The organism is Pseudarthrobacter phenanthrenivorans, assembly GCF_036455295.1.
Lineage (GTDB): Bacteria > Actinomycetota > Actinomycetes > Actinomycetales > Micrococcaceae > Arthrobacter > Arthrobacter phenanthrenivorans_C.
Map to the genome: position 1 here is coordinate 15099 of NZ_JAYXNX010000010.1, position 25603 is coordinate 40701.

Here is a 25603-nt window from a genome sequence, read left to right on the forward strand (position 1 = left end):
AACTTTTTAATCGTCGGATGCTGGGCGCGTGCGGGCGGCGGGAGGCGGCGGATGCACCGCCGGTAGAATGGACCGGTGATGCAATCCCCCCTCCCCGTCCGCGACGGGGTCAACGCCACCCGGCTGCGGCTTCCGGATGAGGGTCCCTGGGACACCGCCATGGACTACATGATGCACCGCTGGGGGCACATTGATCCGCGGGGCATCGAGGACAGGTTCGACGCCGGCGAGATCGTTGGAGAGGGCGGCGTCCCCCTCGACCGCAGCACCCCGCTGCAGGACCACACCTTCATCTGGTACTACCGCACGCTGCCGGCGGAGACCCGGCTGCCGGTAGAGCTCCGCATCCTGCACCGGGACGAGCACCTGCTGGTGGTGGATAAGCCGCACTTCCTGCCCACCACGCCGGGCGGAACGTACATCCAGGAATCGGCCCTGGTGCGCCTGCGGAACCAGCTGGACCTGCCGGACCTGATCCCCATGCACCGGCTGGACCGCATGACGGCCGGCGTCCTGCTCTTCTCCACCAATCCGCAGACGCGCGGCAAGTACCAGGTCCTGTTCGAGAAGCGGCAGGTGCAGAAGGAATACGAATGCGTCTCGGCGGCCGAGCCTGCGCCGGGGCACCCCGCCGTCGACTTTCCCGTTGTGGTCCGGAACCGGATGACCAAGTCGCGCAGCTATCTGCTGGCGGAAGTGGTGGACGGGGAGCCGAACGCGGAAACCAGGATTGAACGGCTGGAAACGTTCGACGGCGGCACACCGGCGGGCGCCAACGGTACCGGTGCGATCGACACCGGAGCCGATGGTACGGGGCAGCGCCTCGCCAGGTACCGGCTGGAACCCCACACCGGCAAGACCCACCAACTACGGGTCCATATGGCCTCGCTGGGCCTGGGGATCGTGAACGACGCCTTTTACCCTGACCTGCTGGACAAGGCCCCGGACGACTATGCCAAACCGCTCCAGTTGCTGGCCCGGGGTATCCGGTTCGTGGACCCGATTTCGGGTAAGCCCGTGGAGTACCGCAGCAGCCTGGAACTCAGCGAAGCGGCCCGAGCACGTCCCTGAACACCGACTCCATCTCTGCGGTATGCAGCACGAACTCCACCAGCTCCAGCCCCGTGGACGGATGCGAGGCCCGGAAGCCCGTCAACGCGTCGAGCGCTGCCTGCGCCACGTGCATCGCACTCCACCCGTACGCCCCGCCGCCCACCGCGGGAAACGCCACATCCTGCGCACCCAGAGCGTCGGCCAGCCGCAGGCTTTCGCTGAAGCAGGACACCAGGAGCGCGCGGTTGGTCTGCCCGGCATGGCGGTTGGGACCCACCGTATGGATCACCCAGCGGGCCGGAAGCCCGAATGCGGGTGTTGCCACCGCCGCACCGGTCTGGAGCCCATGCGGCAGCCCGGTGGCGCGCAGCTCCCGGCACGCGGCCAGCAGCTCCGGCCCGGCGGCCCTGTGCAGCGCCCCGTCGACTCCCCCGCCACCCAGCAGCGAGGCGTTCGCGGCGTTTACCACCGCATCCACCCGCCGCTGCGTAATGTCACCGTGCAGAACCGTGATCCGCATGCCGCCAGTTTCCCAAGTGCGGTACCTTGTGGCAATGGACTTCGGCGGCGTTGACAGCTGGGGGACGGCCCTCTATTTCTGGGTCATCCCGCTGGTCATCGGCGACGCGATCTTCCCGCCCATCCCGTCCGAAATGGTGGTGATTACCGGCGGCGCGCTCTCCGCGGACGGCAAGGCCAACGTCTTCCTGGTGCTGGTGCTCGCGGCTTTGGCGTCCTGGCTGGGCGACATGGTGGTGTTCCACCTGTTCCGCAGGCGGCTAAGCCATGTCCTGGACCGTTGGAAGTGGGGGCGCCGGGTCCATGCCGGGATCCATGCGGCCCTGGCCAAGGCGGGACGCTCGTCCACCTACGGGACCATCATCGGTGCCCGGTTCATTCCCGGCGGCCGGCTTGCCACCTCGGCGGCGTCCGGCATCGCCAACGTCTCCGTTCCCGGCTTCAGCCTGTGCGCCGGCCTGGGGGCGGTGCTGTGGTCGTGCTGGCTGGTGGGGCTGGGCTACTTCACAGGCTCAACCACCAAGTTGCCGTTCTGGGCCAGCTCCCTGATCGGCGTGGCCGTGGGGCTCGTGATCGGAGCACTGGTGGGCATCCTTGTCACCCGGCGCCGCGGCGACCGCTCTCCGGTGGAGGATGAGCCCATCCCGGACGCAGGCTAGACGGGCAGCCACTTGCCCCGGCTGCGCCGCAGCACACTGAGGGTTCCCGTCAGCGCAACGCGTTCGACGGCGTCGCGCATCATTGCTGCCGATTCCACCGCCTGCCTGTTCTCGCCGCTGTACTCGCTGGCTTCGACGAGGAAGCGCAGGTTCAGCTGCGGCACGCCGCCGGCAATCTGGAGCTGGTGCGCCTCCACGTGGTGCCGGGTACCCAACACCTCCACTGCAGTATCCATGACGGCTTCGGGCGGATTGCCCGGCCGCAGCCCGGTGATCTTGAGGCGGGTCTGGAAGGAAGGCATGCCCCCAACCCTATCCAAACCGCGATGCGCCATCACTTATGGTCCCTAACAGGGGCTGTTAGGGACCATAAGTGATAGGGCAACAGGAGGAATTAGCCGGTGTTGCGGAGGCCGGCCGCCACGCCGTTGACGGTGATGAGCATGGCGCGCTGGAGGCGTTCGTCGATTTCCGCCCCGCTGATGCCGGCTTCAGTGCGGATGCGGCGAAGGAGTTCCACCTGCAGGTAGCTGATGGGGTCCAGGTACTGGTCGCGGATTTCCAGGGAGCGCTTCAGGGTTGGCTGCGCGTCCAGGAGGATGTTCTCGCCGGTGAGCTTCCGGACCTCCGCCACCGTGAGCTCATACTCTTCCCGGATGGTGCGGAACAGGTGGTGCAGTTCCTCCGGGACCAGGGTGGACACGTAGTAGCCGGCGATGTCCATGTCCGTCTTGGCGAGCGTCATTTCCACGTTTGACAGCACGGAGCGGAAGAAGTGCCAGTGGTCCATCATCTCCACCAACTGGGCGGAATGGCCTGCCTCGCGTGCGGCCTTGAGCCCGGAGCCCACGCCGAACCAGCCGGGCACGATCTGCCGGGACTGGGTCCAGCCGAACACCCACGGGATGGCGCGCAGGCCACCCAGTCCCGCGCCGGAATCCGGGCGCTTGGACGGGCGGGAGCCGATGTTCAGGGAACCGAGCTGCTCCACGGGAGTGGAGGCCATGAAGTAGGCAGGCAGGTCCGGGTGGTCGATCAGTTTCCGGTACCGGTCGAAGGCGGCATCGGAGATGGCCTCCATGACGTGGCCGTAGCGTTCCCGCTGGTCCTCGGAGGTCCGCGGGTCCCGGTGCAGGGCCGACCCCTGGAGCACCGCGGCCAGCGACAGCTCCAGGTTTTCGCGCGCCAGCTCGGGCAGGGAGTACTTGTCCGAGATGACCTCGCCCTGCTCGGTGAACTTGATCTCGCCTTCCAGGACGCCGTTGGGCTGGGCCAGGATGGCGTCGTAGGTGGGACCGCCGCCGCGGCCCACGGAACCGCCGCGGCCGTGGAAGAGGCGGACGCGCACGCCGTGCTTGGCGGCAACGTCGCGCAGCTTGCGCTGGGTCTTGTGGATCTCCCACTGGCTGGTCATCACGCCGGATTCCTTGTTGGAGTCCGAATAACCCAGCATGACTTCCTGGATGTCCCCGCGCAGCCGCACCAGTTCGCGGTAGGAGGGATCGGACAGCAGCTGGTCAATGATCTCGGCGGAGGCCCGGAGCTCCTCCACCGTTTCCAGCAGCGGCGCGAACCCGAGCTTGGCGTAGGGCTTGTCGCCGAACAGGTTGATGAGGCCGGCTTCGCGGGCCAGCACGGCTGCTGCCAGGACGTCGTCGGCGCCGCGGGTCATGGAGATGATGTAGGTCTCGATGACGTCCGGGCCGTACATGCGCAGGGCCCGGCGGATTTCACGGAAGACGTCGTACGTGCCGTCGGCGGCGCCGTCGAGCTTGATCGGGTGGCCGGACAGCGGACGGCGTGAGGCGAGCTCGGAGCCCAGCACCTCGAAACGTTCCCGGCGGCTCAGCTCGGCGTAGCGCAGTCCGGGACCGCCGATCCGGTCCATCAGCTGGCCCACGGCATCGTGGTGGTGGTCTGCGTGTTCGCGGATGTCCAGGGTGGCGAGGTGCAGGCCGAACGAGGCGATGGCGCGGCGCACTCGGGCCAGGGAGCCGTCCGCGGCCAGGGCTGCGGAGTGGTTGCGAAGCGACAGTTCCAGCAGGTGCAGGTCCGCCAGGAGCTCATCGGTCCCGCTGTAGTCGCGGCCATGCTCGTGGTTGGAGTTCACCGCCACGCGCTTGCCGGTGTTGATCAACTTTGCCTTGATGCAGGTGAGCTTCAGGCGGTAGGGCTCCTGGGCGTTCAGCTCCAGGACGCGCTTGTCCAGGCCCGGCAGCTTCTTAAGGTCCTCGTCAATGGACTGCAGCAGACCTTCATCCGCCCCGGCGAGGGCCGTGGAGTTGGACAGGATGGAGATCAGCTCGTCGATCATGCCGATGCTGATCCGGATGGCGCTCTGGTTCTGGATCTGCAGGATTTCCCGCGTGACGGCGGCGGTGACGTTCGGGTTGCCGTCGCGGTCGCCGCCAATCCAGGAGCCGAAACGGATGGGCGCGTCCTTGGAGGCCAGGGTGACGCCGTGCTCGCCCAGCAGCTCGGAGAGCTCGGACAGCATTTGCGGCATGGCGTCGGTGAGGATGCCGCCCAGGTAGTAGATGGCGTTCCGGGCCTCGTCCACAGGGGTGGGCCGGACCTGGCGCAGCTCATCGGTCTGCCACATCTGGTCGATGATTTCGGCCAGCTGCCGGTCCTGGCGGCGCCGCGCCGTGGATCCCTCGGCCGACGGCTGGGAGAGGACATCGGAGAGCTTGCGGATCTTGTCCAGGACGGACCGGCGGGAAGCTTCGGTGGGATGCGCGGTGAAAATGGGCCGCACGTCCAGGCCGTTGACCACTTCCTGCAGCACATCCGGCCCGGCCTGCGCGGCAATGTCCGCCACGGTCTTCGCCAACCAGCCGTCCTTCTCGGCGCGGGTGCGCAGGCCGCGGACGCGGTGGACCTGTTCGGCTGCGTTGGCGAGGTGGAAGTAGAACGCAAAGGCGCGCACCAGGTCGGTTGCCTGCTCGATGGGCAGGGAGCCGAGGAGTTCGCGGACCTGGGCAACGACGTCGTGCGCGCTCCAGGGCCCCGTGGCATGGGCGCCGCCGCGGGCAGCTTCCTTGGATTCCTTCGTCAGGAGCCGGACCTGCTCTACAAGGTCAAGGAGTTCCGGTCCATGCTGGCGGACCAGGGACTCGCCCAGCAGGGTGGAGACGCGCCGGACATCCGCGCGCAGTTCGGAGGCAAGATCGGTTTCGGGAGGTGTTGCAGTGTGAGCCATTGAAACAATCTTTCGAGGGGTTCGGACTTGGCTCGTACACTGCGCTGGATACTGTGAGCCACGTTACTAGCTAAAGATGCTACCCCCGGTGCCGTGCAGTACCGAATCCGTCTCAAAAGATGTCGGGCCCGGGCGGAATGAACACACCCCGGGGGCGGTTGTAGCGTGGGCACAACGTAACCGGAAGGAACCATGACCACCACCACGGCCGCCAAAGTTGAGCGCTGGCAGCGCTTCCGCGCCAATCGGGACAAGGCCCTCGCGGCCCGGCACGGCTGGCTGACCCTCACCTCCTTCCAGTGGCTTGCGGACTCACCTGCCGCCCTGGAGCTTGCCCCGGGCCTGTGGTCCACGGACGCAACAGGCACGACGGCGTTCCTCACCGCAGTCCCGTCCGACGGCCTCACGCTGGTGGCAACGGGCGAAAAGGTGGACGGCACCGTAGCCGCCGCCCTGGCGGATGAGGAATCGCTGATGTGGGTGCAGTTCGGCGGCCCGGACGGGGACCAGGTGGTGGTGGAACTGGCGATGCGCGGCGGCCGGTACGCGATCCGCACCCGGGACGCTGCGTCACCGGTTGTCACCGGCTTCGACGGCGTTCCCACCTACCCCTACAACCCGGACTGGGAAGTGACGGGCCGGTTCGAGGCCTATCCGGAGCCGATGGACGTGCCGATCGGCACCGCGAACCCGCTGGTGGACGGCGTGCACCGTAGCGTGGGCGAGGTGGTGTTCCGCCTCCCCGACAGCAGCCACGAGTTCCGGCTGCAGGCGGAGGAGGAGAAACTGGGTGCCCTGACCATTACCTTCCACGACGAGACCAACGGCGACACCACCGACGACTGGCGCAAACTTTCCGTCCCCAGGCCCCGCCCGGACGGCTCCGTGGTCCTGGACTTCAACCGCGCCATCAACTACCCCAGCGCCTTCACCCCCTACGGAACCTGCCCCATGCCGGTGAAGAACAACAGCCTGGATATCCGGGTGGAGGCCGGCGAGAAAGAGCCCTACCCCGCTTAGCGTCCCGGAAGGTTAGGAAATGGCTGATATCCCGGTGACGGCGCGGCCCACGATCAGGGAGTTCACCTCGAACGAGCCCTCATAGGTGTAGATGGCCTCGGCGTCGGCGAAAATCTTGGCCATCCGGTAATCCGTCACGATGCCGTTCCCGCCCAGGATGGACCGGCCCAGCGCCACGGTTTCCCGCATCCGGGCGCTGAGGTAGGACTTGGCCAGGGCCACCTGCGGCATGTCGGCGGCGCCTTGCTCCTGGAGCCTGGCGAGCCCGGCCATCATGGCCATGCTGGCCACGGCGTTGCCCAGCATGGTCACCAGCTGCTGCTGGATCAGCTGGAAGTGCGCCAGCGGGCGGCCGAACTGGTGGCGTTCCACGGCGTATTGGCGGGCGACGTCGAACGCCGCCATCTGCTGCCCCACCGCCTGCCAGGCCACCATGATCCGTGAGCTGCGGAGCAGTTCCTTGGTGTCCTCGAAGCTGTTGATCCCGCCGAACCGGTCCGCTTCACGGACCCTGACGTCCTTGAACGTGATGTCTGCGTTCTGGACGGTGCGCAGCGCGATCTTGTTTTCGATTTTGCTCCGGCTGACGCCCGGCAGCGTGGCGTCGACAATGAAGCCGCGCACGGAGCCGTCCGCCTCGTCCCGGGCCCACACCAGCATGTAGTCGCAGAACGTCCCGTTGCCGATCCACCGCTTGGCGCCGTTGAGCACCCAGGTGTCGCCGCCGTCGTCCGCTTCCCCGGTGCTGGACGAGATCCGCCGGGCCCGCGTCTCCATGCCGCCGGCCACGTCCGATCCATGCAGGGGTTCGGTGAGGGCGAAGGCGCCGGTGGTGCGCAGCTCCGAGGCGTCGGCGAGCAGCCGCTGCTTCTGGTCGTCCGTGCCGAAGGTATGCAGGGACTCGACGAAGAGATCGTGGTGGACCAGGAAGAACGTGGCAAGGGACGTGTCCACCCGGGTTATCTCCGCGATGACCAGCCCGGCGAAGAGGTGGCTGTAGCCGCGGTGGACCGGCGTGCTCAGCTCCAGTGCGGCCAGCTTGGGCAGGATGTGGGCCGGGAACTCGGCCTTGTTCCACCAGTCCGCGGCATATGGTGCCACCTCCGCGGCAAGGAAATCCCGGAGTTCGGCCAGCTTGTTCCGCTCATCCTGGCCCAGCATCGATTCGACGGCGAAAAAATCCGCCGCCGGCAGCTGCGACAGGTCAGGCACGCTCATTTCGGTCCCATCCGGATGGCGCCGTCGAGGCGGATGGTTTCGCCGTTCAGCATGGCGTTGTCCACGATGTGTGCCACCAGGTTGGCATACTCCTCGGGTTTGCCCAGCCGGGAGGGGTGCGGCACCTGCGCGCCCAGCGAATCCTGCGCCTCCTGCGGCAGTCCGGCCATCATGGGCGTCTCGAAAATGCCCGGCGCGATGGTGACCACGCGGACCAGCGAGCGCGCCAGCTCGCGGGCGATGGGCAGCGTCATGGCGGCCACGGCGCCCTTGGAGGCGGAGTATGCGGGCTGGCCGATCTGGCCGTCGAAGGCCGCCACGGAGGCCGTGTTGATGATGACGCCGCGTTCGGGGCCGCCCAGCGGTGTAGCGGCGGGCTCGGTGGCCACCATGGACTCGGCCGCCAGCCGCAGGACATTGAAAGTCCCTATCAGGTTGACCTGGACGACACGGCTGAACGCATCCAGGGACAGCACGCCGTCGCGTCCCAACACCTTGCCGGGGGTGGCGATCCCGGCGCAGTTCACCACGATGCGCAGCGGCCCGAGGCCCGCGGCGGTTCCGACGGCGGCCCGTACGTCGGTCTCGCTGGTTACGTCAGCGGGGGCGAAGACGGCGGACTGGCCGGCTTTGGCACGGCCGTTGAGTTCATCCGCCAGCGCCTGCCCGTTGGAGGAAGGCAGGTCAACCAGCACCACCGAGGCGCCGCCGTCGAACAACTTCCGTGCGGTGGCCGCGCCCAGTCCCGAGGCGCCGCCCGTCACCAGTGCGACGCTGCCTTTGATCTCCATACATCCTCCTTGATGCGTGTCCCCATGCCGCGGCGCGGCCTCGAGCAACAGTTAATGAATGTTAACTGAAATAAGGGGAACCTGCACGGTGCCGCGCCTTCGGCCCCACGCCGGACAGCAGCGCCCCGGTTAGGGTGGACGGCATGACGTCCACGGGCACTCCACTGACCACCTGGCAGCACAGGGCGGACCACGCCGCCCAGTCGGTAACCGCACTGTTCGGCCGGAAACTGGTGTTCCTGCCGGGAACCCACCTGGGCGCCGTGCTGTGGCAGGGGAAACGTCCCCCGGTACAGGGCGCGCCTCCCGCAGGGCAGGATGCAGAGGCCATGGCCCAGCTGCCGGGAAAGTGGCACGCAGCGCTCCGGCGCGCCCGGCCGGCCGCCGGCCTGGTCCTGCCCTGGCACTATTGGTGGCAGGCGCACTACGTGGACTGCCTGGTGGACACCGGCCGGCGGGAGCTTGGCGGCGGAGCCACACCCGCAGCCCGGTTCAACGGTCCGGACCACCCCAGCGCGGGGCACCTGGCCTCCCGGCTGGTCACCGGCATCAGGCTCCGCAACGCCCTCAGGTTCGTGAACAGCTACTACGACGACATGGCCTGGCTGGCGCTGGCAACCCTCCGGCTGGACAGGCTGGCTGAGGAGACGCGGCGCCCGGGCCGCCGCCGCAACGCTGCGGTCCGCGCATCCCTGGCGCTGCAGTTCGACGCCGCCTGCACCGACGATCTTGGGGGCGGCACGTTCTGGAACAAAAAGCGGGACTTCAAGAACACTCCTGCCACCGCTCCGGTGGCCCTGTTCTATGCCCGCACCGGCCGGCGCGACAGGGCGCAGGCACTCCTGGACTGGCTGGACGCCACCCTCTTCGACCCCGAGCAGGGGCTGTACCTGGACGGTGCGCGCCTGGACCAGGCCGGCGACGTGGTGATCGAGCGGGCCGTATACACCTACAACCAGGGACCCGTGCTGGGTGCGCTCCTCGAAGTGGGCGGGGAGGCGAACCTGGCCCGGGCGGCGGTGCTGGTGGAGGCCGTGCAGCGGCTGTTGACGGTGCAGGCTGGAAGCGGAGTGCAGGGAAGCATGCTCCGCTGCGAGGGTACGGGCGACGGCGGCCTCTTCACCGGCATCCTGTGCCGTTACCTGGCGCTCGCCGCAGCGGATACCCGGCTCCCGGAAGCCACCCGGGCTGCTGCTGCACGCCTGGTGACAGACACGGCGGAGGCGTTCTGGTCCGGCCGCCGCGCCGTGGGCAGCGGCGAAGCGGGCGCCCGGAAAGCGGGTAAAAGCATCTTCTCCATGCACGCGGCCCAGCCTGCGGGCGCAACTTATCCGCCGGGCGCATCGGTGGAGCTCGCGACCCAGATCCAGGCATGGACGACGCTGGAAGCGGCGGCGTCGGTCAGCGCCTCACGCCCTCCTGCCGACGCTCCCCCAACGCTTTAGCGGATGCCGGCGAGCGGGGTGATGGTCCCGCCCTTGAGCCTGACCGGACCGTCCGCGGCCAGCCGCGCTTCCCGATGCCCGGCAGGCGGAAACACCAGGGAGGTCAGCGTGTGTCCGTCCACGAAGACTTCCACGGAGGACCGGTCCACGTACACGGTGAGGCGGACGCTGTCCCCGCCGGGCTGCACGTCTACGGAACGTGCCTGCCGGTAAGCCCCATCCACCGCCTGGCCGCCGCCTTGGGCCGCGCCAGTGGCGGCGGCGTCGCCGTCCCGGAGCACGAACGCCCGGCCGGAGCTGAAGTCATAGCCGACCGTTGCGTACGTTGTACCGCCGTTCTGCAGGAGCAGCCGGGCCTCGCCGGTGCCCTCGGCAGGCTTTTCGAATTCGACGTCGGCCTTGAAAGCCCCGCTGTCCGGCACGGGAAGTGCCCTCCCGTCAGACAGCCCGCCGCCCGGCACCTGGGACGGTTCCCCTTCCAGCGACTGCAGCGCGGAGGTGGGGGTGGACTTCAGGGCGGGCCGGCCGCCGTCGGACGCCAGCCGGATGTCCCGCACCACGGACGCCGCGCCGAACCAGCCCTCAGTAGGCAACTGCCGGGCGTAGGCCCAGTTGTTCAGCCAGCCAATCGCATGCCGGGATGCCTTGCGCTGCCCGTCGGACAGCCGGGGGTCGTCCCAGGTGACCGCCGCATAGAAGTCCGCGCCGCCGTCGAGCCACTGGTGGCCGCCGTCCGGCGTGAAGGCCTTGCCGTCAAAGCTGCCCGTCCAGTACGCCAGGCCAGTGGTGCGGCCCTCGGCCGAACCGTTGGCGCTGGCGGCCAGGACCCAGGTGCGCCTGGCAGGGTCGCCGTCGACGTCCATCTGGAAGAAATCGGGGCACTCCAGGGTGCCCAGGCCATCCTGCTCAAACCCGGAAACGTAGGACCACTGTTTCAGGTCCCTGGACGTGTAGAAGCCGATCTTGTGGTCCTCGGCCAGCAGCATCAGCCACTGGTTGTTTGCCTCATCCCGCACGATGCGGGGGTCCCGCCAGTCCCTGGCACCGGGATTCTCCATCACCGGGTTCTGTCCATAGCTTTCGAAGCTGTAGCCCTTGTCCATGGAGTAGAACAGGGACTGCCGCTGGACGCCGTCGTGCTGCTGGGTGAGGACCGCAATCACGGCTCCCTTCCCGAATCCGGCGGTCCCCTCCGTGTCCACCACTGCGGATCCGGTCTCGACGTCGCCCAGGCCGTTGCGGAACTTGGGAATGGCAACTCCCTCGTTCTTCCAGTGCACCAAATCCGTGCTGGTGGCGTGGAACCACTCGGTGCCATTCCCCTCCGGGTAGTCGGCGTTGTAGAGGTAGTAGTAGTGCCAGACCCCGTCCAGGAAGAACGGCCGCTGGGGATCATTCATCCAGCGCTGGTCCGGAGTCAGGTGGTAGGCGGGCCGGTAGTCCGGGCCGTCAGCAGATGGCGCCTCAGCCGTCGACGGCCCGGTGGCCCCGGCGCCGGGTTCGCCGGTGCCCTGAGCCGGTCCGGCCGGTCCGTTGCCCTGCCGGAGGTTGCCCCCCAGCACCAGCGAAACCGCCATCGCCAGCACGGCCAGGGCAGCCGCCAGCCAGAAGAAGGGGCGGCGCCGCAGTGCGGCGGTCAGGGTATCGGGAAGGCGTGGGGGCATGGCGGCGTCCATCCGTTGCTGAACGCACAAGTGCCGTCCCCCGGGTTGGGGAACGGCACCAGCGCAAGTGAACCGTCAATTTTACCCGCCCGGCCCGCGGCGCCCAACCCGGCACGTCATGGAGCGGTTTCCTGGTCCATGGCTGCGGGCCGCCTCTTTTGCGGATACGGCGTTTCCCCTCGCGCCAGCATGGCCACGAACTCCCGGATCCGCCGCTCCCGGGTTGCTGCCTGCTTCGCCGAATTGGTGCGGTAGACCAGGGAGAACAGGTTGGTCTTGGTGAGGACGTCGAACGTCGCCTGCGCCGCGGCGTCCGCGGCGACCGCCGCCGCCAGGTCTGCCGGGACCTCCACGTCCGCCTGGCCGCCGTAGGCTGCGTCCCAGCGCCCATCAGCCTTTGCTGCCTCCACAGCCGCCCTGCCGGCGTCGGTCATCTTTCCCTCCGTCTCCAGCCGGGCGATGTGTCCCACGTTCCGGGCGGACCACATGCTCCTGGGGCGCCGGGGCGTCATGCGCACGAACATCGTTTCCGCGTCGCGGCGCCGGCCCTGGCCGTCAATCCAGCCAAAGCACAGCGCCTCGTCCAGGGCCGCCTGGTAGTCAAGGCCGGTCGCTGTGCCGCCCTTTTTGGAAAGGACAAGCCAGACGCCGGGACGGGTAGCGGCGTTCTCCTCCAGCCAGGCACGCCAGGCAGCGGCATCAGGCACCAGCAGTTCCTCGAGTTCAACGGCCATGGCCCCATTCTGCCCGGAAGATCACAGGCCACAAGCCCCATGTGGGTTGAGGCTCCAGATGGCATCATGGCCCTACAGACCGCCGTCCCCCACACCAAGGACAACGCCATGCTCCGAGCCCGTCCCGTCCATTTCACGTCCCGTACCGGGTCCTGGAAGCAGCTCCTCACCGCGCTGGGGATGGTCCAGACAGAGGACGACGGCGGGTGGCAGGTGTTCGACTCGGCGTCAGGCCGCCTGGCGCTGCACGGCACGGAGGCGGGCTCGGCGCAGGACGGCCGGACGGTGCTTGGCGTGGAGGTGGGAGACGTGGCCGAGTTTGCCCGCCGCACCAACCTGTCGGCGCTTGAAGAGGGGTCCCGGGAGGACGGGGCACGGCACGAGGGGGCGCCGGCGGAAGGAACGCAGCCGGCGGAGCTGGTCACCGCCGACCACGGCGAAGCCTGCCGGATCAGCGCCCCGGACGGGTTCAGCTTCCTGGCGGACAAGGCCTCCCACACCGCGCAGTGCGCCGACGCCGATCCCGCCCTGGCCGTCGTCGCGGTCTGGTACACGCCCGACCCGGAGGGTGCCGTCCGCACGCTGCTGCATGTCGGCGCCCGGCCCCGCCCCGTCCCGGACAATGACGAAACGGCCGACTTCACGGCCAAGAACGGCGGCGTCCTCCTGGTGCGGCCGGCGTCCGGACCGTCGCGGTCCGGATTGGGGTTTGAGTACGACGGCGGCCTGGGGCCGTTGCAGGAGCGGCTCACCGCTGCGGGGTTCCCAGCCAGCGTGACCGAGGAGGCCTTCGGCAGCACCCTCCACGTGGCCAATCCGGATGCCCTCAGCCCCAACGCGCCCGCCACGGTGTGGATCTCCCAGCGGCGCCCCATGGGGTAGAACTTAAGCATGAACGTGCGCACACCTGACCCGAATCCCGGCTGGCTCTCCGAAGAAGACCTCTTTGAGGCGCGGGGGCGGCTGCCAATGGTGTACGTGGAGGCCGTTCCGGTGCGGCTGGACCCGCTGGGGTACGTCAACGAAGTGGGCACGCTGCTGCAGGCGGACGCGGATGGAACCATGGTGCGCTCCCTGGTGTCCGGCCGCGTCATCTACCGCGAAACCATCCGTGCCGCCCTCCTCCGGCACATGGAAAAAGACCTTGGCCCCCTGGCGTTCCCGCAGCTTCCTCTCAGCCCCGTCCCGTTCACAGTGGCCGAATACTTCCCCGCCCCGTCCCAGACCGGCTTCACCGACGAGCGGCAACACGCCGTGTCCCTGGCCTACGTCATCCCCGTGACGGGCGAGTGCGAGCCCCGCCAGGACGCCCTGGAACTGACGTGGATGACCCCGGAGGAAGTCCTCAGCCCGGGCGTCCAGATGGAGTTTTCCGGCGGCCGCGGCGGGCTCATCCGGCAGGCCCTGGCATTCGCGGGCGTGGGCTTCTAACCACCCCGCCGGGACGTGGGGGTCCCCGGTTTTGAGTGCCCGCCTTTGTAGACTGTAGGGCGGACCGCAAGAGAACTTAAGGACTCCCATGACCGAATCACCAGCCGCCAGGCACCACCGTGAACAGCAGGCTGGATCTCTGACCACCGGCAGCCACATCCTCCTCCCCGACGGCCGGCGCACCGCCGAAATCGACCAGGTGGAGCTTGAGCACGACGACTTCGGCTCCCCGGCACTGGTACTGGCCAGCCTCTCGGGCGGCGGAACCCTGAGGATCGCCATCGGCACCATGGTCACCGTCGTGGACGGAACGCACGACGACGTCACGCAGCTTCCGTTGCCGGCAGCCCTTCCGGAGGCCATACCACCAGGGGAAGCCGGTGCACCCGGCAGTGGCACGAAGGAGCAGCCCGGCGCGGGGACCGGTCCCGTCGCGGTGGCTCCCGCCGTCGTCGTACCTCCCCTGCCCCCGGTACCGCCCGCGGTGACCGGGCCCAGCGAGGAGGAACTGGCGCTCATCCCGGTGCCGGACGGCACCCCCGAATCCGTCGTGGAAGCGGCAGCTGAGGCGCACGCGGATGCCGAGGGCGTCCTGCTCCTGGCCGACCGGCTGTCCAAGGGCGTCAATTTCAAGTCCGGAAGCTGCCTGAAGGACCTCAGCGACCTCGCCCACGAACTGTTCGTCACGCTCAAGGACGCCGAGGGCGCACTGTCAGTGGCGGACCTGCTCACCGTGCTGCCCTATGACGGGAACCCGGGCCGGTGGAGCTCCATTGAGGCAGCACTGGCGCTGGCCAGCTACATTTGCCGGCAGGACGGCCAGGACGAGCGCGCGGGAGTCTACGAGAAACTGATCCGCACCCCGGAAAACCAGGAAACGGATCCGTTCAAGGCGAGGATGGCGGCCAAGGTGCGGCAGCGCTCGCTCAACGAACCCAACCTGTATGACAAAGAGATTTTCCGCTCCATCGACAACTCCAACCATGACGCCGAGCGTGAATGGCGGCTGCTGCGGCTGGAATCCCTGCTCTTCCTGCGGGCCCACGGCGGCTCCGAAACCATTGGGATGTCCGAGCTGGAGCGGCGCATCAGCAACGAGCTGGAGGCCGTCCGCTCCTGACCCCGGGATGATCTTCCGGGCGGGGAAATGACCCCTACCCGGGGCGGTGTCCGGGGCGTACATTCGGGGCTATGACGAACAATCTCAGCGTAGTGATCAACGCCGACGCTCCGCAGGTCTGGACCATGCTGCGCGAGCCGTCCAAGGTGGCGCAGTGGCACGGATGGCAGGCCGAGGACCTGGAATCCGAGATCAAGGAGATCTACTTTTCCAGCGACGTGGAGGAATCCGCAGACCACACCAGCCTGACCGTCCACGGCGGGGACACCTTTGAACTGCATCCGGTGGCCGGCGGGACCCAGGTCAGCGTGACCCGCGGGGCCGTGGACCACGACTCCGAGTGGGCCGCCTGGGACGAGGACATCACCCAGGGCTGGCTGACCTTCCTGCAGCAGCTCCGCTTCGCCCTGGAGCGGCACCCGCACGGCAAGCGGCACACCCTGTTCCTGCACCTGACCGAGGGCGAAGGCTCCGCGATCGGGAAGCTGGGCCTCGCCGATCTTCCTGCCCCCGGCGAGCCGTACCAGGTGACCCTGGATACCGGCGAGGAGATCAGCGGCAAGGTCTGGTACCGGACCAGCCACCAGGTGGGACTAACGGTGCACAGCTACGCGGAGCACGGCGAAGGACTGTTGGTGGTGGCCGACCACCCTGCCCTCAAGGACGTCCGCGCGGAGGGCGAAGGGTCGCTGGTCATTGCTTCCACGTACGACCTTGGCGCGGCCGCCTTCGAGGCCGTCCGGTCCGCCTGGGATTCATGGCGGTCCAGGAACTACCCCGCCTCGGAACCGGCCAGCTGACAGCGCATGCCCGTTTGTTAGGGCCACACTGATTGCTGGCAGACTTATACGGTGCCAGCCAACCCTGCCTTCGCCCTGCCTGAAACCCGGTCCCAGTTTTCCTTCACGGTAGGCACGCGCCTGGCAGACTCCTGCCCGCCCACGGACGCCCAGGTAGCCGACAACGGCGGGGAATTCCTGGGCCGCACCGGCACCATCGCCACCCCGCATGGTGAGATCCAGACGCCGGCGTTCATCGCGGTCGGGACCAAGGCGACAGTCAAGGCCGTGCTCCCGGAGTCCATGGCGGACCTGGGCGCCCAGGCCCTGCTGGCCAACGCCTACCACCTGTACCTGCAGCCGGGCCCGGACGTTTTGGACGAAGCAGGCGGCCTGGGAGCGTTCATGAACTGGTCCGGTCCGACGTTCACGGACTCCGGCGGATTCCAGGTGATGAGCCTGGGCTCGGGGTTCAAGAAGGTCATCGACATGAAGTCCGTGGACGCGTCCGGACCGGATGATGCTGTGGCCCCCGGCAAGGAGCGGCTGGCCCACATCGATGACGACGGCGTTTGGTTCAAGTCCCACCGGAACGGGGACCGCCACCGCTTCTCCCCCGAGATCTCCATGCAGGTCCAGCACCGGATCGGTGCGGACATCATGTTCGCGTTCGATGAGCTGACCACGCTGCAGAACTCCCGGCGGTACCAGGAGGAATCGCTGGAACGCACCCGGCTGTGGGCGGAGCGATGCATCGAGGAACACTTCCGCCTGACGGAGGAACGCGCCGGGAAGCCTTACCAGGCGCTGTTCGGCGTGATCCAGGGCGCCCAGTACGAGGACCTGCGCCGGAAGGCCTGCCGCGACCTGGGAGCCATGCCGTTCGACGGGTTCGGCATCGGCGGGGCGCTGGAGAAGGAAAACCTGGGCACCATCGTCCGTTGGTGCAACGAAGAGCTGCCGGAGGACAAGCCGCGCCACCTGCTGGGCATCTCCGAGCCGGACGACATCTTCACGGCCATCGAAAACGGCGCCGACACTTTCGACTGTGTCTCCCCCACCCGGGTTGCCCGCAACTCCGCCTTTTACACCCCGTACGGCCGGTTCAACCTCTCCGGCGCCAAGTACAAGCGCGATTTCGGTCCGCTGCAGGAAGGCTGCGACTGCTATGCGTGCGCCAACTATTCCAGGGCGTACATCCACCACCTCTATAAGGCCAAGGAGATGGTCTCCGCCACCCTGATCTCCATCCACAACGAGCGGTTCGTTGTGAAGATGGTGGATGACGCCCGGTTGGCCATCGAGTCCGGCAGCTTCTTCGACTTCAAGGCCGACACCTTGGGCCGTTACTACTCCTGAGTATGGCTCCCGGGCGGCTCCGGTAGGGTGTCCCCATGTCCATCGAGATCCCTGCCGCAGACGGCACCGCAGAAGCCCTTGTAGCCCGCCCGTCCACCGGAACCGGCCCTTTTCCCGGCGTCATCCTCTACATGGACGCCTTCGGCTTGCGCCCCCGCATCCAGGAGATGGCGCAGCGCATCGCCGACTGGGGTTACGTAGTACTGGCACCGAACGTTTTCTACCGTGAAGGCAAGGCGGCCGAGCTCGCCCCTGCCGTAGACATGTCCACGCAGGAAGGCCGGGAAGCCGCGGGCAAGGCTGCCTTCCCGCGCGTTGGCCGCCTCACGTCCGACAAGGCGCTGCCGGACATTGATGCGTGGGTGTCCGCGCTGCGGGGGCTCGACGATGTGGCCCCGGGTCCCATCGGCACCACCGGTTACTGCATGGGCGCCCGGCTCGCCGTCCGCACTGCCACCTCCCACCCTGACGTGGTGGCAGCCTGCGGCGGCTTCCACGCCGGCGGCCTTGTCACGGACGATCCGGACAGCCCGCACCTGGGCCTTGCTAATGCGAAGGCGCGGTTCGTGTTCGGCCACGCAGACCATGACCCGAGCATGGCCCCCGCGGCGGTCGCCCGCCTGGGCGAAACACTCAGTGAGGCGGGGCTTGAGGCGTCCAACGAAATCTACGAAGGCGCCCCGCACGGCTACACCATGGCCGACACCTCGGCCTTCCACCCTGAGGCCACCGAGCGGCACTTCGAGGAGCTGCGGGCGTTGCTGGATGGCGCGCTGAAGGGCTAAGCCGCCGCCCGCCGTCGCATTCGCCGGAACAACGCCCCATCACTGTCAGCACCTGAAACCGGAACGCGCCTGCACTTACTGCAGACGCGTTCCGGTTTTATGGGCGGCAGGTGATGGCGCGTGTGGAGGGCCTAGCGGCGGGGGATGTTGCGCAGGTTGCTCCGCGCCATGCTCACGGCCTCGCCTGCGCCGCGGTTGAGGACCACCTTGGACATCGCGGTGGCGAACCCGATGACCTGGGAGCCGGAGATTTTGGGCGGAATGGACAGGGCCTTGGGATCGGTGATGAGCTCCACCAGGGACGGGCCGGGGTGGGCGAACGCCTCCCGGTATGCCGCCTCGATCTGCGTCGGATCCGTGACCCGGACGGCATGGAAACCCAAGGCTTTGGCAACCTGCGCGTAGTTGGCGTCGGGCACGTCCACGCCGAAGTCGGGCAGCCCGTCCACCAGCATCTCCAGCTTGACCATGCCCAGGGTGGAGTTGTTGAACACCACCACGTTGAGCGGCAGCTTATAGGCGGCCGCGGTGATGAGCTCCCCCAGCAGCATGGACAGGCCGCCGTCGCCGGACACCGAGATGACCTGGCGCCCGGGGTAGGCCAGCTGCGCGCCGATGGCATGCGGGAGGGCGTTGGCCATGGAACCGTGCAGGAAGGACCCGATCAGCCGGCGGGTGCCCAGCGGGTTGATGTAGCGCGCGGTCCAGACGTTGCACATGCCGGTATCCGCGGTGAAGATCGCGTCCTCCGCGGCCACCTGGTCCAGCAGCGACGCCGCATACTCCGGGTGGATGGGCTGCTTCTTTTCCACCTTTCGCGTGTAGGCGCCCACGGCCTTGTTCATGAGCCTGTCGTGCTTCTTCAGCATCTGGTCCAGGAACCGCCGGCTCTTCTTGGCCTTCACCAGCGGCAGCAGGGCCCGCAGCGTGGGCAGCACGTCACCGTGGACGGAAATATCGACGTCGGTCCGCCGGCCCAGGCGCTCCGCCGCCCGGTCCACCTGTGCTGTGCGGGTGTCCGGGAGGAACTGGTCGTAGGGGAAGTCGGTACCCAGGAGGATCAGCAGGTCAGCGTCCTCGATGCCCTCCGCCGCGGCCCCGTAGCCCAGCAGGCCGGTCATGCCGATATCGAACGGGTTGTCGTACTGGACAAAGTCCTTGCCCCGCAGTGAGTGCCCCACCGGCGCCTTGGCCAGGTCGGCCAGCGCCATCAGTTCACTGTGGGCCCCCTCAACGCCTGCGCCGGCGAAAATGGCGACCTTGCCGGCGTCGTTAATGGCATCTGCGAGGGCCTGGACGCTGGCAGGGTCCGGGACCAGGCTCGCACGCCGGAAGGTGGCGGGCAGGGGCGTGGGCGCCGTGGCCTCAAGCCCGGCGATGTCGCCGGGGAGGGTCACGACGGCGACTCCCCCAAGCCCCAGCGCGTGCTGGATGGCGCTGTGCATGACGCGCGGCGCCTGCTCGGCGGTGCTGACGAGCTCCGAGTAGACCGAGCATTCATTGAAGAGCCGGTCCGGGTGGGTTTCCTGGAAGAAGGTGCTGCCGATTTGCTTGCTGGGAATGTGAGAGGCGATGGCCAGCACTGGGGCTCCGGAACGATTGGCGTCATACAGCCCGTTGATCAGGTGCAGGTTGCCCGGCCCGCAGGATCCCGCGCAGACCGCGAGCTTGCCGGTGAGCTGGGCTTCGGCAGCAGCGGCAAAGGCGGCGGCTTCCTCGTGGCGGACGTGCACCCAGTCGATACCGCCCTTCGCGGAGCCTCCAGTCTGGCGGACGGCGTCCACGATCGGGTTGAGGCTGTCGCCCACAATCCCGTAGATCCGCTGCACGCCGGCAGCGTGGAGTTGTTCGATGAGCTGGGTGGCAAGTTCCTTGGCCATGGGTGCAGACTCCCGCGATTGTGGTGGTGTGCTGACATGGCCCAATATAGTCCGCTAGTTCAGGGCGGCCTCAGGCGCCGGCTTGGCTTCAGCGGCCACGGCTTCAGCGAGCAGGGTTGCGGTCCGCACAATGAACGCACGACGCCGGGTGGTGCGGTCCGCGCTGCTGCCGGCCAGGAGGGTGTCGATCTGGGGCAGCACGGGCCAGCCGTCACAAAGGGTAATGACGGTGATCAGCAGGTCCGCGGCGTCCGTGCGGTCGATCCCGGGCAGGACGTCCAGGACCTGCCCCACCTTGATGGCGCAGTGATCGGACCGGGTGGCCCGGCTGACGGTTTCCCCGCCCCGCTCCAGGCCCTCCCAGAACAGGAGCCTGGGCAGGACGCCGTCCGTGGTGTGCCGGTCGAAGAGCCGGCCGGCGTATTCCCCGAACGCCTCCGGTCCGCTCCCGGTAATGGGCACCTCGGTCATCACCCGGACCATCTCGGCAGCCAGGACGGCGTCGAACAGCTCATCCTTCTTGCCGAAGTACTGGTAGATGCGTTCCTTGTTCACGCCTGCCGCGGCGGCGATCCGGTCCACGCGGGCGCCTGCCAGGCCCTTGGCGCTGAACTCCTCGGTGGCAGCAGCCAGCAGCAGCTCCCTGGTCCGCTCCGTGTTCCATGCCATGACATAAGTCTACGCAATTCCAACCAGGTAGTTGCAATCGCAGAAACCTCCGTTTATTGTCGATGCAAGCAAAAGCAACTAACTAGTTGGAGTTTTTCATGGACACGGTTTCACAGCCTGCAGCCCCCTTAATCGCCCAGCCGGCCGCACCAGCCGCGTCGGAGCCCGCAGCGCTGCCTGCGCCGCCCGCTCCGCCGTCGATCCACGTCCGGGCCGCTATCACCTGGCTGGCGATTTTCCCGCTTGTCGCTATCGGCATGATGGCCTCCGCTCCCTTGACGGAAAACTGGCACCCCATTTTCCGCGCCATGGGGCTGACCATGGTGGTGGTTCCCACGGCGGTGTACCTGGTGCTCCCGCGCTTGTTCGCCATCCACGGTTTCCTGGCCGTCCGGCGGAGTACCCGCCGCTAGGGTCTCCCTTTTGAGGGAAAAGGAGGCGTTCGACGGCGGCCCGGCAGCCGGCGTCGAACGCCTCCTTTGCTTTACAGGCACCGAGGCGCCGTGCGGACTAGACGCCCAGCGCGTCCTTGTCCTTGCCGTTGGCCTGCGGCGCCTGGGACCAGGCGTGGCCCTGCTCGGCGTCGAGGTGCGTGGCCTTCTTGTTCTTCAGGGCGAAGATGTAGACCACCAGGGAGATGGCAATGGAGATGGTCACGTAGGTGAAGAAGAGGTCCTCCCGCTCCGCCTTCTGGAACGCGGCGCCGATCAGCGGAACCGTGCCGCCGAAGAGGGAATTGGCAATCGCGTAGCCCAAGCCGACGCCGAGAGCGCGGATGGAGGCGGGGAAGAGTTCAGCCTTCACCAGGGCGTTGATGGAGGTGTAGCCTCCCACGATCACCAGTCCGCCCATCATCAGCAGGAACGCGGTGAACGGATCCTTGGTGCCGGCAAGCGTGGAAAGCAGGGGCCAGGTGAAAAGCACGCCGGTAATGCCGAACCACAGCAGCAGCGGCTTGCGGCCCACCTTGTCCGAGATGATGCCGTAGACAGGCTGCAGCAGCATGAAGATGAACAGGGCCCAGAAGTTGATCCCGGAGGTGTCGGTCTTGGCGATGCCGGAGGTATCGTTCATGAACTTCAGGATGAAGTTGGTGTAGGTGTAGAACGCCACGGTGCCGCCCAGGGTGATGCCGATGCAGACCAGCAGCGGCTTCCAGTAGCTGGTGAACAGCAGCTTCATGGTGCCCGGCTGGGCCTGGCCGGCGACGGCGGGAGTCTTGGCAGCCTCAATCTGCTCGGCGGAGACGGTTTCCTCCATGGAGCGGCGCAGCCACAGCACTACCAGGGCGGCCACGCCACCGATCGCGAACGGGATGCGCCAGCCCCACTCGCCCAGGTCGCCCTTGGGCATGACGTTCTGCAGGACCACCAAAACCAGCAGGGCCAGCATCTGGCCGCCGATCAGGGTGACGTATTGGAAGCTGGAGAAGAAGCCGCGGCGCTTGCTGGTGGCGGCCTCGGACATGTAGGTGGCGCTGGTTCCGTACTCGCCACCCACCGAGAAGCCCTGGATCACACGGATGATCACCAGCAGGATCATGGCCCAGAGACCGATGACATCCTGCGTCGGCAGCACGGCAATGGCGAACGAGCCGGCGGACATCATTGTCACGCTCAGCGTCAGGGCAGCCTTGCGGCCCTTGCGGTCCGCGTACCGGCCGAAGAACCAGGCGCCGATGGGCCGCATGAGGAACGAGGTGGAGAAGACAGCCATGGCCTCAAGGCCCGCCTGCAGGTCGTCCTTGGAGTTGAAGAAATGCGCCTGGAAATAGGCGGCGAAGACGGTGTAGACGTAGAGGTCGTACCACTCCACAAGGTTGCCGGCCGAACCTTTCAGGATGTTGCCCACGGCCCGCCGGGTCTGGGCGGCCTCCGAGAGGGGCGCGGTTTGTTGGGTGCTCATCGGTGAGTTCCTCCTTGTGGTGACAGCGGCCTCCAACGCCGGAGGGCCTCAACCACGGTATGGGTGATCCACCGCACAGCCAACGCGCGCGGCACATTCCTAACACTTCCTTAGGAAATGCCCCGGGCATCCGGGCGCCACTTCCCGGCCCACCGCCGTCGGGCAAAAGCTCCCTGCAGGCGGTAGTCTCCAAAGGCGGGGATGAACCGGGCACCACAGGAAACGCGGCAGGGAAGATGGCAATGGACGTGCTGATCGTCGAGGACGACGACGCCATGGCCGGTGCCCTGACAGCCGCCGTCGAAAGCGCCGGGCACCACCCGAAGCGCCTCTCCCGGGGCGCTGACGCACTGCTCTCCCACCGCAACTTCCAGGTGGTCCTCCTGGACCTGGGGCTGCCGGACATGGACGGGCTGGAGGTGCTGCGCAAGCTCCGCCAGGTGACGGATGTCCCCATCCTTATCCTCACCGCGCGCGACGACGAACGCAGCGTGGTGCTCGGGCTCCGCTCCGGCGCCGACGACTACCTTGTCAAGCCGGTGAAGCTGGTGGAGTTGCTGGCCCGGATCGAAGCGGTGACGCGGCGGGCCGGTCGCGCCGCCGGCGTTCCGCACGGGGACACCATCACGCTGGGGGACGTTGCCGTTGACCTGAGTCGGCGCACGGCCTCCAGGGCAGGCGTGCCCCTTCCCCTGACCGCCACGGAGTTTGAGCTCCTTGCGCTCCTGGCGCGCCACGCAGGCTCGGTGGTGACCCGCGAGCAGATCCTGGATGCGCTGTGGGGCGACGCCTTCCTGGCATCATCGCGGTCACTGGACGTCCACCTGACGGGCCTGCGGGCGAAGCTGCAGAAGCCGGGTTTCATCATCAACGTCCGCGGGGTGGGCTACCGGGTGGAGGCGGCTTCCGCATGAGGCTGCGGGTGCTGGGCGTCCTCAGCGTGCTGTGCCTGGTGGTGGTCTTCCTGATCTCCGGAACCATCCTGGGTTCCGCGTCCCGCGAGCTGACCCAGGAACTCCAGATCAACCGGGCGGCCTCCCTGAACCGGCTGGCCCAGGTGGCCTTTGACGCCAACGGGGACGGGGACACCGCCCGGCTGCAGCGGGAGATGGATACCTATTCCGGTCTCTACGGCGAGGGCATCGTGGTCCGGGTGCAGCAGCAAACCCTGGCGTCCGGCGGCCTGGACGTGAACCGGGGGGACGTGCAGAACGCATTGTCCCTCGCCAGGCTGAACGTCAGCGGCACGTCCCTGGAACCCGTGGAGCCCTTTGGGTCTGGTTCCCGCGTCATCTTCCGGCCGTTCGGCAGCGCCAGCCAGGTCCTGGGCGCCGTGGTGCTGGACGTCCACGCCGACGCAGCACAGCAGAAGCTCCGTGAACGCTGGCTCGCCGTGGGTCTCGCCGCCCTTGCCTTGGCCGCGTTCCTGCTGGTGGGGGCCGCACGGGTCACCGGCTGGGTCCTGCGCCCCGTCCTGCGGCTGGATGCGGCCGTGCACGAACTGGAGGCGAGCGGGCGCACGGAACGCCTCCCCGAACAGGGCCCGCCGGAGCTGCGGCAACTGAGCCGCTCCTTCACTGCGATGGCGGCCACCGTGAGCGCCAGCATGGCGGCGCAGCGGCAGCTGATCGCGGACACCTCGCACCAGCTGCGGAACCCCGTGGGGGCACTCCGGCTCCGGCTGGACCTGCTCCAGCTGGAGCTGAAGACCGCCCGCGAGCACGATGCCGCGGAACGGGCCATGGCGGAGCTCGACCGGGTGGAGGAGATCCTGGACGGAGTGCTGAAGCTCGCGGCGGCCGAGCACCGGGCGTCCGAGGGGTACCTGCGGGCGGCCGGAAGTCCCGGTGACCTTTCGCCTGCGGAACCGGTGGATCCCCTCCCCATCCTTGAGGGGGAGATTGAACGGGCAGCACCCTTGGCGGAACAGGCCGGCTGCCGGCTGGTCCTGGCCCCGCCGCCGCAGCCGCCTGTGCTGGTGCCCTGCCACCCGGCGGAGCTGGCCCAGATGGCCGGTGAACTCCTCAACAACGCCATCAAGTACGCACCCGGGGCCACGGTTACCGCGGCGGTGCGGCCGGAGGCAGGGGCGGTGGTTGTGGACATTTACGACGACGGCCCAGGACTTTCCGCGTCAGAGCGCGCCTCAGCTGCCACCAGGTTCTGGCGGTCCCCACGGCATTCTTCCGTTCCGGGGACCGGGCTGGGCATGACCATCGCGGGTGAGCTTGCCGCCGCCAACGGTGGCCGTCTGGTGCTGGCCGAAGCAGCCCCGCAAGGGCTGTCCGCCCGGATCGAGTTCCCCGCGCCTGATAACCGGATGACTCCGGGTGCAGCCCAAGGGGGTGCCCGTGCCTGAATCACCTGCCCCCGGCCGTCCTGCCGCGCAACCGCCGCGGCGTACCGTGCTCAAGTCAGCGTTCGCCGTCGGACTCGCAGCGTTCCTGCCGCCTGCCCTCAGCGCCTGCACCGCGGGTGACCGGCCGGAAAACCTTGTCGTGGCCGGTGGGGAGCCGGGCGGCTTCTACCTTGAATTCTCCACGCTCCTGGCGGCGGCCCTGGAACGGCACGGCGTGGCGCACCATGCAAGCGCCGTGGCCACCGGCGGAAGCCTGGACAACCTCGCGGAACTGCGGTCCGGGCAGGCCGCCTTTGCCGTAGCCCTGGCAGACGCTGCAGTCCAGCCGGATGCGGGCACCGCGGAAATCGCCGCGATCGGGAAGGTCTACGAAAACTACGTCCACTGCGTGGTGCGGAAGGACAGCGGCATCCGGGACATCACCGGGCTGGCGGGCCGCCGGGTTGCCGTGGGACAGCCCGGCTCGGGCACGTCCCTGACCACGCCCCGGCTCCTGGAAGCCGCCGGGCTTGGCACCTCAGCGGCTGCCGCCGCACCATCCGCCGGAACTGCCGCCGTCGAAAACCTGGGCCTGAACGACGGCATCGCAGCCCTGAGGGCCGGGATCGTGGATGCCCTGTTCTGGTCCGGCGGTGTTCCCACCGCCGCCATCGCGGCCGCCCAGCAGGACGTGGAGCTGGGACTCCTGGATTTGGCCGGCCTGCTGCCGGAACTGCGCCGGCGGTACGGCGGGATGTATGACCGGGTCCTGATTCCCGAAGGGAGCTACCCTGGCGTTCCGGCAGTGTGGACGGTGGGCGCGCCCAACCTGCTCCTGTGCCGCCGGGATTTGGACAACGCCACTGTGGAGCGGACGGTCCAGTTGCTGGTGCACAACGCCGGCGAACTCATTCCGCAGTCCAGCCTCGGCGTCCAGTTCCTCAGCGCGGAAAGCCTCATCAACACCGCCGGAGTCCCCCTGCACCCCGCTGCCGCGGATGCGTACCGCACACTGCACGGCTGACAAACGCC

The 25603-nt window shown here is 68.0% G+C and carries 24 protein-coding genes; 14 read left to right on the top strand and 10 right to left on the bottom strand.

The window, feature by feature from the left end; genetic code table 11:
* Nucleotides 1-78 precede the first annotated feature (78 nt).
* A complete protein-coding gene (locus tag VXJ37_RS13855; RefSeq protein ID WP_331323759.1) occupies nt 79-1071 on the top strand; it encodes an RluA family pseudouridine synthase in 993 nt (330 codons plus the stop codon).
* Here the strand turns inward: VXJ37_RS13855 and VXJ37_RS13860 are convergent.
* A complete protein-coding gene (locus VXJ37_RS13860) occupies nt 1043-1573 on the bottom strand; it encodes an O-acetyl-ADP-ribose deacetylase (RefSeq protein ID WP_331323616.1) in 531 nt (176 codons plus the stop codon). The genes VXJ37_RS13855 and VXJ37_RS13860 overlap by 29 nt on opposite strands.
* Between VXJ37_RS13860 and VXJ37_RS13865 the strand changes: the two genes are divergently transcribed.
* Nucleotides 1572-2231: a DedA family protein gene (locus tag VXJ37_RS13865; protein WP_331323617.1), complete on the top strand. Its 660-nt coding sequence runs from the start codon at nt 1572-1574 to the stop codon at nt 2229-2231. The genes VXJ37_RS13860 and VXJ37_RS13865 overlap by 2 nt on opposite strands.
* Here VXJ37_RS13865 and VXJ37_RS13870 read toward each other — a convergent pair.
* Nucleotides 2228-2533: a hypothetical protein gene (locus VXJ37_RS13870; protein WP_331323618.1), complete on the bottom strand. Its 306-nt coding sequence runs from the start codon at nt 2531-2533 to the stop codon at nt 2228-2230. The two genes, VXJ37_RS13865 and VXJ37_RS13870, sit on opposite strands and share 4 nt — an antisense overlap.
* A gap of 92 nt (nt 2534-2625) precedes the next feature.
* Nucleotides 2626-5433: a phosphoenolpyruvate carboxylase gene (gene ppc / locus VXJ37_RS13875; RefSeq protein WP_331323619.1), complete on the bottom strand. Its 2808-nt coding sequence runs from the start codon at nt 5431-5433 to the stop codon at nt 2626-2628.
* Nucleotides 5434-5625: 192 nt separating this feature from the next.
* Between ppc and VXJ37_RS13880 the strand changes: the two genes are divergently transcribed.
* Nucleotides 5626-6453 (top strand): DUF1684 domain-containing protein, encoded by an 828-nt coding sequence (locus VXJ37_RS13880; RefSeq protein ID WP_331323620.1) that lies wholly within the window; start codon nt 5626-5628, stop codon nt 6451-6453.
* A 12-nt stretch (nt 6454-6465) separates the two neighbouring features.
* On the opposite strand, the gene VXJ37_RS13885 is transcribed toward VXJ37_RS13880, so the two are convergent.
* Nucleotides 6466-7671, bottom strand: a complete 1206-nt coding sequence (locus VXJ37_RS13885) for an acyl-CoA dehydrogenase family protein (RefSeq protein WP_331323621.1) — start codon at nt 7669-7671, stop codon at nt 6466-6468.
* Entirely contained in the window at nt 7668-8462 is a 795-nt protein-coding gene (locus tag VXJ37_RS13890) for a 3-hydroxyacyl-CoA dehydrogenase (protein ID WP_331323622.1), read from the bottom strand. The genes VXJ37_RS13885 and VXJ37_RS13890 overlap by 4 nt, the downstream gene beginning before the upstream one ends.
* A gap of 143 nt (nt 8463-8605) precedes the next feature.
* On the opposite strand from VXJ37_RS13890, the gene VXJ37_RS13895 reads away from it, so the two are divergent.
* The gene (locus VXJ37_RS13895; RefSeq protein WP_331323623.1) at nt 8606-9907 is read left to right on the top strand and encodes a glycoside hydrolase family 76 protein; all 1302 of its coding nucleotides are present in this window, start codon (nt 8606-8608) and stop codon (nt 9905-9907) included.
* On the opposite strand, the gene VXJ37_RS13900 is transcribed toward VXJ37_RS13895, so the two are convergent.
* Together VXJ37_RS13900 and VXJ37_RS13905 are read right to left on the bottom strand one after the other, a co-directional pair.
* Entirely contained in the window at nt 9904-11571 is a 1668-nt protein-coding gene (locus tag VXJ37_RS13900; protein ID WP_331323624.1) for a glycoside hydrolase family 32 protein, read from the bottom strand. The two genes, VXJ37_RS13895 and VXJ37_RS13900, sit on opposite strands and share 4 nt — an antisense overlap.
* Nucleotides 11572-11687: 116 nt before the next feature.
* Nucleotides 11688-12305 (bottom strand): YdeI/OmpD-associated family protein, encoded by a 618-nt coding sequence (locus VXJ37_RS13905; protein ID WP_331323626.1) that lies wholly within the window; start codon nt 12303-12305, stop codon nt 11688-11690.
* A gap of 108 nt (nt 12306-12413) precedes the next feature.
* On the opposite strand from VXJ37_RS13905, the gene VXJ37_RS13910 reads away from it, so the two are divergent.
* The 6 genes from VXJ37_RS13910 (at nt 12414) to VXJ37_RS13935 (ending at nt 17779) form a co-directional block, all read left to right on the top strand.
* Nucleotides 12414-13187: a VOC family protein gene (locus VXJ37_RS13910; RefSeq protein ID WP_331323760.1), complete on the top strand. Its 774-nt coding sequence runs from the start codon at nt 12414-12416 to the stop codon at nt 13185-13187.
* A 9-nt stretch (nt 13188-13196) separates the two neighbouring features.
* Nucleotides 13197-13736 (top strand): NUDIX hydrolase family protein, encoded by a 540-nt coding sequence (locus tag VXJ37_RS13915; RefSeq protein WP_141158190.1) that lies wholly within the window; start codon nt 13197-13199, stop codon nt 13734-13736.
* Nucleotides 13737-13824: 88 nt separating this feature from the next.
* Nucleotides 13825-14856 carry a DUF6707 family protein gene (locus tag VXJ37_RS13920; RefSeq protein ID WP_331323630.1) on the top strand — a complete coding sequence of 344 codons (1032 nt, stop codon included), beginning with the start codon at nt 13825-13827 and terminating at the stop codon, nt 14854-14856.
* Nucleotides 14857-14927: 71 nt separating this feature from the next.
* Nucleotides 14928-15656, top strand: coding sequence for an SRPBCC domain-containing protein (locus VXJ37_RS13925; protein ID WP_331323631.1), 729 nt, complete (start codon nt 14928-14930; stop codon nt 15654-15656).
* A 51-nt stretch (nt 15657-15707) separates the two neighbouring features.
* Nucleotides 15708-16994, top strand: a complete 1287-nt coding sequence (tgt, locus tag VXJ37_RS13930) for a tRNA guanosine(34) transglycosylase Tgt (RefSeq protein ID WP_331323632.1) — start codon at nt 15708-15710, stop codon at nt 16992-16994.
* Nucleotides 16995-17029: 35 nt separating this feature from the next.
* On the top strand, nt 17030-17779 hold the full coding sequence (locus VXJ37_RS13935; RefSeq protein ID WP_331323633.1) for a dienelactone hydrolase family protein: 750 nt from the start codon (nt 17030-17032) through the stop codon (nt 17777-17779).
* 131 nt (nt 17780-17910) lie between these two features.
* Here the strand turns inward: VXJ37_RS13935 and VXJ37_RS13940 are convergent, their stop codons facing one another.
* A complete protein-coding gene (locus tag VXJ37_RS13940) occupies nt 17911-19659 on the bottom strand; it encodes a pyruvate dehydrogenase (RefSeq protein WP_331323634.1) in 1749 nt (582 codons plus the stop codon).
* Nucleotides 19660-19713: 54 nt separating this feature from the next.
* Nucleotides 19714-20328 carry a TetR/AcrR family transcriptional regulator gene (locus VXJ37_RS13945; protein ID WP_331323635.1) on the bottom strand — a complete coding sequence of 205 codons (615 nt, stop codon included), beginning with the start codon at nt 20326-20328 and terminating at the stop codon, nt 19714-19716.
* Between the two features lie 98 nt (nt 20329-20426).
* On the opposite strand from VXJ37_RS13945, the gene VXJ37_RS13950 reads away from it, so the two are divergent.
* Entirely contained in the window at nt 20427-20741 is a 315-nt protein-coding gene (locus tag VXJ37_RS13950; RefSeq protein WP_331323636.1) for a hypothetical protein, read from the top strand.
* A 97-nt stretch (nt 20742-20838) separates the two neighbouring features.
* Here the strand turns inward: VXJ37_RS13950 and VXJ37_RS13955 are convergent, their stop codons facing one another.
* Nucleotides 20839-22233: an MFS transporter gene (locus VXJ37_RS13955; RefSeq protein WP_331323637.1), complete on the bottom strand. Its 1395-nt coding sequence runs from the start codon at nt 22231-22233 to the stop codon at nt 20839-20841.
* A gap of 242 nt (nt 22234-22475) precedes the next feature.
* Between VXJ37_RS13955 and VXJ37_RS13960 the strand changes: the two genes are divergently transcribed.
* The 3 genes from VXJ37_RS13960 to VXJ37_RS13970 are packed head-to-tail and all read left to right on the top strand — an operon-like array spanning nt 22476 to nt 25595.
* Nucleotides 22476-23147 (top strand): response regulator transcription factor, encoded by a 672-nt coding sequence (locus tag VXJ37_RS13960; RefSeq protein ID WP_331323761.1) that lies wholly within the window; start codon nt 22476-22478, stop codon nt 23145-23147.
* A complete protein-coding gene (locus tag VXJ37_RS13965) occupies nt 23144-24592 on the top strand; it encodes a sensor histidine kinase (protein WP_331323638.1) in 1449 nt (482 codons plus the stop codon). The genes VXJ37_RS13960 and VXJ37_RS13965 overlap by 4 nt, the downstream gene beginning before the upstream one ends.
* Nucleotides 24585-25595: a TAXI family TRAP transporter solute-binding subunit gene (locus VXJ37_RS13970; protein ID WP_331323639.1), complete on the top strand. Its 1011-nt coding sequence runs from the start codon at nt 24585-24587 to the stop codon at nt 25593-25595. The genes VXJ37_RS13965 and VXJ37_RS13970 overlap by 8 nt, the downstream gene beginning before the upstream one ends.
* The last annotated feature ends 8 nt before the right edge of the window (nt 25596-25603 follow it).